This is a genomic window from Streptomyces sichuanensis (genome assembly GCF_020328095.1).
Classification (GTDB): Bacteria; Actinomycetota; Actinomycetes; order Streptomycetales; family Streptomycetaceae; genus Streptomyces; species Streptomyces cinnamoneus.
Map to the genome: position 1 here is coordinate 1 of NZ_JAIXMK010000210.1, position 6,625 is coordinate 6,625.

Sequence of the window (6,625 nt, forward strand, 5' to 3'; positions counted from 1 at the left end):
CTCCTCCACCAGGGCCTTGCCCAGTCCCGTGCCGAAGGGCGGGAGCCCGGCCAGCGCGAGGCCGCCCAGGGCGAAGAGCAGGCCGATGCCCGCCGTGCCCCGCCCCCGGCCGTGCAGTTCGTGCTCGTCGACGCTGCCGTGCCGGTCGAGCAGGATGCCGGTGCAGGCGAACAGCGCGGCCTTGGCGCCGGCGTGCCCGAGGACGTACAGGCAGGTGCCCGCGAGCGCTTCCGGTGTCAGCAGGGCGACGCCGGTGAGGAACAGCCCGGTGTGGGCGACCGTCGAGAAGGCCAGCAGCCGCTTCACGTGCCGCTGCTGCCAGCACATCACCGCGCCCGTTGCCGCGGTCGCCACGCCGAGGACCAGCAGCGCGCGGCGGGCGTCGTCCGCGGGGATGCCGCCGGGCCCGCCGAAGACGGTCGCGTGGACGCGCGCGACGCCGTACACGCCCATCTCCACCATGACGCCCGAGAGCAGCATGCACACGGGCGTGGGGGCCACCGCGTGGGCGTCGGCGAGCCAGAAGTGGAAGGGCACGGCGGCCGCCTTGACCAGTAGTCCGGTCAGGATCAGGACGAACGCGGCGACGACCAGGGCGTCCGGGCCGGGCACCGCGTCCAGTGCGCGGCCGGTCTGCGCCATGCCCAGCTCGCCCGTCCGCGCGTAGAGCAGGGCGATGCCCGTCAGGCAGGCGTATCCGCCGAGGGAGTTGACGAAGCCGAAGGCGAGGGCCCCCTGCACCGGTCGCGCCTCCTCGACGCGGTAGCCGGTCAGGGCGTAGGCGATGACGCCCATGAGCTCGAAGAAGACGAAGGCGTTGAAGAGGTCGCCGGTGAGCGCGAAGCCGCACATGCCCGCCTGGAACAGAAGGATCATGGCGGGGAAGGCCCCCGGATGGGCGTGCGGGGGCTGTTCGAAGTAGCGGCGGGAGTAGGTGAGGACGGCCACGATCAGCAGCGAGGTCAGCGCGGCGAGTCCCGTGCCGACGCGGTCGCCGACGAGCACGATGCCCACGCTGTGCCCGCCCTCCGGGCGCCAGCCGCCCACCCAGACGACCTCGCTGCCCCCGTGGGCGAGCGCGGCGACGGCCAGGGCCGCGGAGGTGCCCGCGGCGGCGCAGGCCACCGCTTCCGCCACCGGCCGCGGCATCCGGCGGCCTGCGCCGACCAGCAGTGCGGCGCCCAGCAGCGGCACCGTCACGATCAGCGGGAGGAGCTGCTCCATCGCCGCTCAGCCCTTGAGTTCGGTCAGCTCGTCCGGGTCCACGGTCCCGTGCCGCTTGTCGGTCTGGACGACCAGGGCGAGCAGGAGGGCGGTCACGGTGGCGCCGACCACGACGTCGGTGAGGGCCAGGGCCTGGACGACCGGGTCGACGACGGGCGTGCCGACCGGGATGTCGGAGAAGACGGGCGCGGTGCCGCCGCGGCGGTAGCCGACGGCCAGCAGCAGCACGTACGTGGAGGACTGGGTGACGGCGAGACAGCCGACGGCGTGCACGAGGTGGCGGCTGGTGGCCATGCCGTACACGCCGATCAGGAAGATCCATACGGCGACGAGGTAGGGCAGGACGCTCACGTCCGCTCCCCCTCGTCGCCGACGATCTCCAGCGCCTGGCCGAGGAAGTGGGCCAGGAGGACGACGACGCCGGAGGCGACCTCCATGCCGACGGCGGCGTTGAGGAGCGGGACGGTGCCGCCGGAGGCCATCGTGTTGAACGTGCCGTGCGACAGCGTGTTGGCCAGGTAGGCGGAGCCGGCCAGCAGCCCGGCCGCGCCGAGCAGCACGTACGCCGCCTCGCCGACGCCGTCGGCCAGCTCGTACGGGCCGACCGGCCGGATCCGTTCCAGGGCCCGGTAGTCGACGGCGATGTACAGCAGGTGCAGGGCGGTGGCGACGACGACCCCGCCCTGGAAGCCGCCGCCCGGGCTGAGCTGGCCGTGCGCGATCACGTACAGGCCGACGAGCAGTGCGACGGGCAGCACGAGCGTGCCGTAGCGGCGCAGCGGGGGCGCCACGGATGCGGGTTGCGGGGCGACGCGGTGTTCGCCGCGGGTCTGCCGCAGGAGGACGACGGTGCCGAGGACGGCCGCGAAGAGGATGCTCTCCTCGCCGAGGGTGTCGAGGGCGCGCTGGTCGAAGTTGACGGAGGAGACGGTGTTGGCGGTGCGCTGGAGGAGGGCTGTGCGCACGGCCCGGTCGCCGTAGGGGTGCCGGTCGCCGCCGAAGTGCGGCAGCCGCAGGCAGGCGGTGACGAGCAGGGCGGCCGTGGCCGCCAGCCCGGCGGCCAGTGGCCACAGCCGTGTCCGCCCCCTCACTCGGGCCGCTTCCGGCGCCGTACCTTGCGCACCGTCAGCAGGAGCATCAGCGGGGTCACCGCCGAGCCGACGGCGAGCTGGGACAGGCCCACGTCGGGTGCCTGCAGCACGGTGAAGAGCAGGGCGAGGCCGAGGCCGAGCAGGGAGAGCAGGACGGCCTGGCGGGCCGGGTCGCGGCACAGTGCGGCCGCGGTGGCGGCGGCCGCGACGAGGAGCAGGCCGGCGACGAGGAGGGCGTCGTCGAGGGCGTCACGCACGGCGCAGCGCCCGGGTGGTGACGAGCCCGCCGGCCACCAGCAGGGCGCCGATGACGAGCAGCTTGGCCGTGGCGCGGCCCGGGCCGGTGGCGATGCACAGGGGCACGACGGTGGCGGGCGCGCCGATCGCCACGGCGGGGGTCAGCAGCCGTGCGCCGGGCGGGTGCTTTTCGATCTCCTCGGCGAGCAGACGGGCGAAGACGAGGGTGCCGGCGGGCCCGAGGACGGAGACGACCAGGGCGAGGTCGACGTAGGAGGGGCGGCTGTAGCCCTGTGCGAGCAGGAGGAAGACCAGGCACAGCAGGAGGGTGGCCATGTTCTGGGCGACGACGCGCCGGCCGGTGGTGCCGCGGGCGGCGCCCCACAGGCTGGGGCAGAGCCCGCCGACGACGAGCGCGCAGGCGGCGGCCAGCCAGCCGTTCACCGGGTCGCCGCCCTGCGGGCGCCCCGGGCGGCGAAGGCCGCGAGGAGCGCGGCGGCCGCGCCGATCTCCAGGTCCAGCGGGTCGGGCGCGCTGATCAGCACGGCCCACAGGGCGGTGAGCGCGGCCCACCAGAGCAGGATCTCCGCCGCCGCGGCCGCCGCACCGCCTCGCACCGCCGCTCCCTCTCCGCACCGCGTGGGTGCTCGCCCGCCGGGTGGGGTCCGGGGGGTCCGGTCCGCCATGCCCCGAGTATCGGACATGGCGCCGGGCGGGGCGGGACGCCACCCCGTGCGGCGGCAAACCGGGAGGTTTCATCGGGACGGCCGGGGGTTACCCGTCCCGACGTCACACACGCCCCGCACGCGCACGGTCCAGACGGAGCGACAGGTGGAGAGGAACGCATGAGCGAGCAGGTGTCCGACTACGTCCTGGCCCGGCTGCGGGAGTGGGGTGTGGAGCGGGTCTTCGGGTATCCGGGCGACGGCATCAACGGGCTGCTGGCGGCCTGGGGCCGGGCCGACAACCAGCCGCAGTTCGTCCAGGCGCGGCACGAGGAGATGGCGGCGTTCGAGGCAGTGGGGTACGCCAAGTTCAGCGGGCGGCTGGGGGTGTGCGCCGCGACCTCGGGGCCGGGCGCCATCCACCTGCTCAACGGGCTCTACGACGCCAAGCTCGACCACGTGCCGGTGCTGGCGATCGTGGGGCAGACGGCCCGCTCGGCCATGGGTGGCTCGTACCAGCAGGAGGTGGACCTGCACACCCTCTTCAAGGACGTCGCCTCCGACTTCGTGGAGACGGTGACGGTGCCCGAGCAGCTGCCGAACGTGCTCGACCGGGCCATCCGCACCGCCTATGCGCGGCGCGCTCCGACCGCCGTCATCATCCACGCCGACGTGCAGGAGCTGGACTACTCGCCGCCCACCCACGCGTTCAAGATGGTGCCGTCCAGCCTGGACCGCAGCGGCTGGCAGGCGGTGCCCTCGGACGAGTCGCTCGCCCGCGCCGCGGAGCTTCTCAACGCCGGCAAGAAGGTGGCGATCCTCGCGGGGCAGGGCGCGGCCGGCGCCCGGATGGAGGTCGAGCAGGTCGCCGAGATCCTCGGCGCGGGCGTGGCCAAGGCGCTGCTGGGGATGGACGTGCTCAGCGACGAGCTGCCGTACGTCACCGGTTCGATCGGGCTGCTGGGCACCCGGCCGTCGTACGAGCTGATGCGGGACTGCGACACGCTGCTGACGATCGGCTCGAACTTCCCCTATTCGCAGTTCCTCCCGGAGTTCGGCAAGGCGCGGGCGGTGCAGATCGAGCTCGATCCGCACATGGCCGGGCTGCGCTACCCGTACGAGGTCAACCTGATCGGCGACGCGCGGGCCACGCTGCTGCGGCTGATCCCCCTGCTGGAGCGCAAGGAGCAGCGGGGCTGGCAGAGCGAGGTGATCGCGCACGTCGAGCGCTGGAAGGAGGTGATGCGGCGGCGGGCCGCGGTGAGTGCCGAGCCGGTGAACCCCGAGCACGTGGCGGCGGCGCTGTCGCCGCTGCTGCCGGACGATGCGATCCTCACCTCCGACTCCGGCTCGGTCGCCAACTGGTACGCGCGTCACATCCGCATGCGCGGCACCATGCGCGGCTCGCTGTCGGGGACGCTCGCGACGATGGGCTGCGGCGTGCCGTACGCGATCGGCGCGAAGTTCGCGCACCCCAACCGGCCGGTGGTGGCGCTGGTGGGGGACGGGGCGATGCAGATGAACGGCATGGCCGAGCTGATCACGGTCGCCAAGTACCGGCACCAGTGGGAGGACTCGCGGCTGGTGGTCGGTGTGTGGAACAACCGTGACCTGAACCAGGTGACGTGGGAGATGCGCGCCATGGGCGGCGCCCCGCAGTTCCTGCCCTCGCAGGAGCTGCCCGACGTCTCCTACGCGGAGTTCGCCAGGATGCTGGGACTGACCGGGATCCGGGTGGAGAAGCCGGACGAGGTCGAGGACGCCTGGCGCGAGGCGCTCACCGGGAAGCGCCCGGCCGTGGTGGAGTTCGTCACCGACCCGGCGGTGCCGCCCATTCCGCCGCACGCGGACTGGGACCAGATCGAGGCCACGGCCGCGGCCCTCCTCAAGGGCGACGCGGATCGCAAGGGCATGCTGCGGCAGGGCATCAAGGCGAAGATGCAGGAGTTCCTGCCCCACCGGAAGAAGTCCTCCTCCGCGGAGGAGGACGAGCGGTGACGCGGCGCCGCCGGCCCGGCCGGCGCGGCGGGTTGCGGCGCGCGCGGTACGACGTGCGGCACGGGCGGTTGCAGCGGTCGCTGTCGCTGCTGATGGCCGCCGGTTCGGTGGTGACGGCCGCGGAGGTCTTCCTGGAGCACGACCGGGCCGGGTTCGGGAACCGGGTGATGTGGTGGCCGGTGCTGCTGGGCCCGGTGGGGCTGGCGGCCGGCGTGGCCGGTTTCGCCGACGAGCGGGCCGCGCGCACCGCGCTGCCGCTGGCCTCGGCGGCGATCGCCGCCAACGGCCTGCAGGGCACGTATCTGCACGTGCGGGGCATCGCCCAGAAGCCCGGTGGCTGGCGCATGGCCCGCTACAACGTCGAGCTGGGCCCGCCCCTGTTCGCACCGCTGCTGATGAGCATGGTGGGCGGCATGGGGCTGCTGGCCAGCGAGCTGCGGCGGGAGCGGTGAGGCGGCCGGGGCGATGACGGGCACACGACTGGGCGACGACGCCGGGGCGGCGGGGCGGGCGCCGACGTGGGACACCGCGACGGCCGGGGTGGTGCTGGCCCGGCTGGGCCCGTGCCGGCAGCCGTCGCTGCGCTTCTTCACCCCTGCGGAGGAGGCGGCGGCCGAGGCGCTGCTCGACCTGATCCTGGCACGGTCCGCCGAGGACCCGCCGGTGCCCGTGCTGTCGGTCATCGACGCCCGGCTGGCCACGGGTGAGGGGGACGGCTGGCGCTACGCGGACGTCCCCGAGGACCCGGAGGCGTGGCGGCGCTCGCTGGCCGCCCTGGACGAGGAGGCGCGCGTACGGCACGACGGGCGGGTCTTCGCCGAGCTCGGCCACGGCGACCGGGACCGGTTGCTGCGGCACGTGCTGCAGCTGGGCGGCCGCGACTGGTACGGGATGCCCGCGGCCCACGTCTGGTCGCTGTGGACGCGCTACGCCTGCGAGGCGTATTACGCCCATCCCTCCGCCTGGGACGAGATCGGTTTCGGCGGTCCCGCCTACCCCCGCGGCTATGTGCGGCTGGGCCGGGGGCGCCGCGAGACGTGGGAGGCCCCACGGTGAGCACGAACGGCGGCGCGGGCGCCGGCACGGGCACGGGCGCGACGTGCGGGGGTCCGTCGTGAGCGGTGCGTGGTGGCGGACGGTGCGGGAGTCGGCCCGCCCGCAGGGTGACGTGCGGCGTCGCAACGCCTCGGCCTGGCTGCCGCACGTGACGCGGATGCGCGAGCGGATGCGGTCCTTCGACGACGCCGACGAGGTGGACATGGCGGTGGTGGGCTGTGGCGCGGGCGGCGCCGCGTTCGCCCAGCGGCTCGCGCACGCCGGCTGGCGCGTGGTGTGCCTGGAGGCGGGCCCGTTCTGGGACCCGGAGAAGGACTGGGTCAGCGACGAATGGGGTTCGCACCACCTGTACTG

At 74.3% G+C, this 6,625-nt stretch carries 10 protein-coding genes; 4 read left to right on the plus strand and 6 right to left on the minus strand.

The window, feature by feature from the left end:
- From LE181_RS31085 to LE181_RS31110, 6 genes are all read right to left on the minus strand, one after another.
- Positions 1-1,224: complex I subunit 5 family protein (locus LE181_RS31085; protein WP_225664885.1), on the minus strand; the 1,224-nt coding region annotated here is incomplete at its 3' end.
- A 6-nt stretch (positions 1,225-1,230) separates the two neighbouring features.
- Positions 1,231-1,575, minus strand: coding sequence for a sodium:proton antiporter (locus LE181_RS31090; RefSeq protein WP_225664886.1), 345 nt, complete (start codon positions 1,573-1,575; stop codon positions 1,231-1,233).
- The gene (locus tag LE181_RS31095; RefSeq protein WP_225664887.1) at positions 1,572-2,315 is read right to left on the minus strand and encodes an MnhB domain-containing protein; all 744 of its coding nucleotides are present in this window, start codon (positions 2,313-2,315) and stop codon (positions 1,572-1,574) included. The genes LE181_RS31090 and LE181_RS31095 overlap by 4 nt, the downstream gene beginning before the upstream one ends.
- Positions 2,312-2,572 carry a DUF4040 domain-containing protein gene (locus LE181_RS31100; RefSeq protein WP_225664888.1) on the minus strand — a complete coding sequence of 87 codons (261 nt, stop codon included), beginning with the start codon at positions 2,570-2,572 and terminating at the stop codon, positions 2,312-2,314. The genes LE181_RS31095 and LE181_RS31100 overlap by 4 nt, the downstream gene beginning before the upstream one ends.
- Complete coding sequence (locus LE181_RS31105; RefSeq protein WP_225664889.1) at positions 2,565-2,996, minus strand: MrpF/PhaF family protein; 432 nt, start codon at positions 2,994-2,996, stop codon at positions 2,565-2,567. The genes LE181_RS31100 and LE181_RS31105 overlap by 8 nt, the downstream gene beginning before the upstream one ends.
- Complete coding sequence (locus LE181_RS31110) at positions 2,993-3,169, minus strand: hypothetical protein (RefSeq protein WP_225664891.1); 177 nt, start codon at positions 3,167-3,169, stop codon at positions 2,993-2,995. Before LE181_RS31110 ends, LE181_RS31105 begins: the two co-directional genes overlap by 4 nt.
- Positions 3,170-3,397: 228 nt before the next feature.
- On the opposite strand from LE181_RS31110, the gene LE181_RS31115 reads away from it, so the two are divergent.
- The 4 genes from LE181_RS31115 to LE181_RS31130 form a co-directional block, all read left to right on the plus strand.
- Positions 3,398-5,215 carry a thiamine pyrophosphate-requiring protein gene (locus LE181_RS31115; protein WP_225664892.1) on the plus strand — a complete coding sequence of 606 codons (1,818 nt, stop codon included), beginning with the start codon at positions 3,398-3,400 and terminating at the stop codon, positions 5,213-5,215.
- Complete coding sequence (locus tag LE181_RS31120; RefSeq protein ID WP_225664894.1) at positions 5,212-5,667, plus strand: hypothetical protein; 456 nt, start codon at positions 5,212-5,214, stop codon at positions 5,665-5,667. The genes LE181_RS31115 and LE181_RS31120 overlap by 4 nt, the downstream gene beginning before the upstream one ends.
- A 13-nt stretch (positions 5,668-5,680) precedes the next feature.
- Positions 5,681-6,271, plus strand: a complete 591-nt coding sequence (locus LE181_RS31125) for a gluconate 2-dehydrogenase subunit 3 family protein (protein WP_225664896.1) — start codon at positions 5,681-5,683, stop codon at positions 6,269-6,271.
- 58 nt (positions 6,272-6,329) lie between these two features.
- On the plus strand, positions 6,330-6,625 hold a 296-nt coding region (locus LE181_RS31130; RefSeq protein WP_225664897.1), incomplete at its 3' end, for a lycopene cyclase family protein.

Excerpts from the sequence above, each read along its gene's own strand:
- LE181_RS31115 (WP_225664892.1), top strand. The coding sequence starts at position 3,398 with ATGAGCGAGCAGGTGTCCGACTACGTCCTGGCCCGGCTGCGGGAGTGG.
- LE181_RS31125 (WP_225664896.1), top strand. The coding sequence starts at position 5,681 with ATGACGGGCACACGACTGGGCGACGACGCCGGGGCGGCGGGGCGGGCG.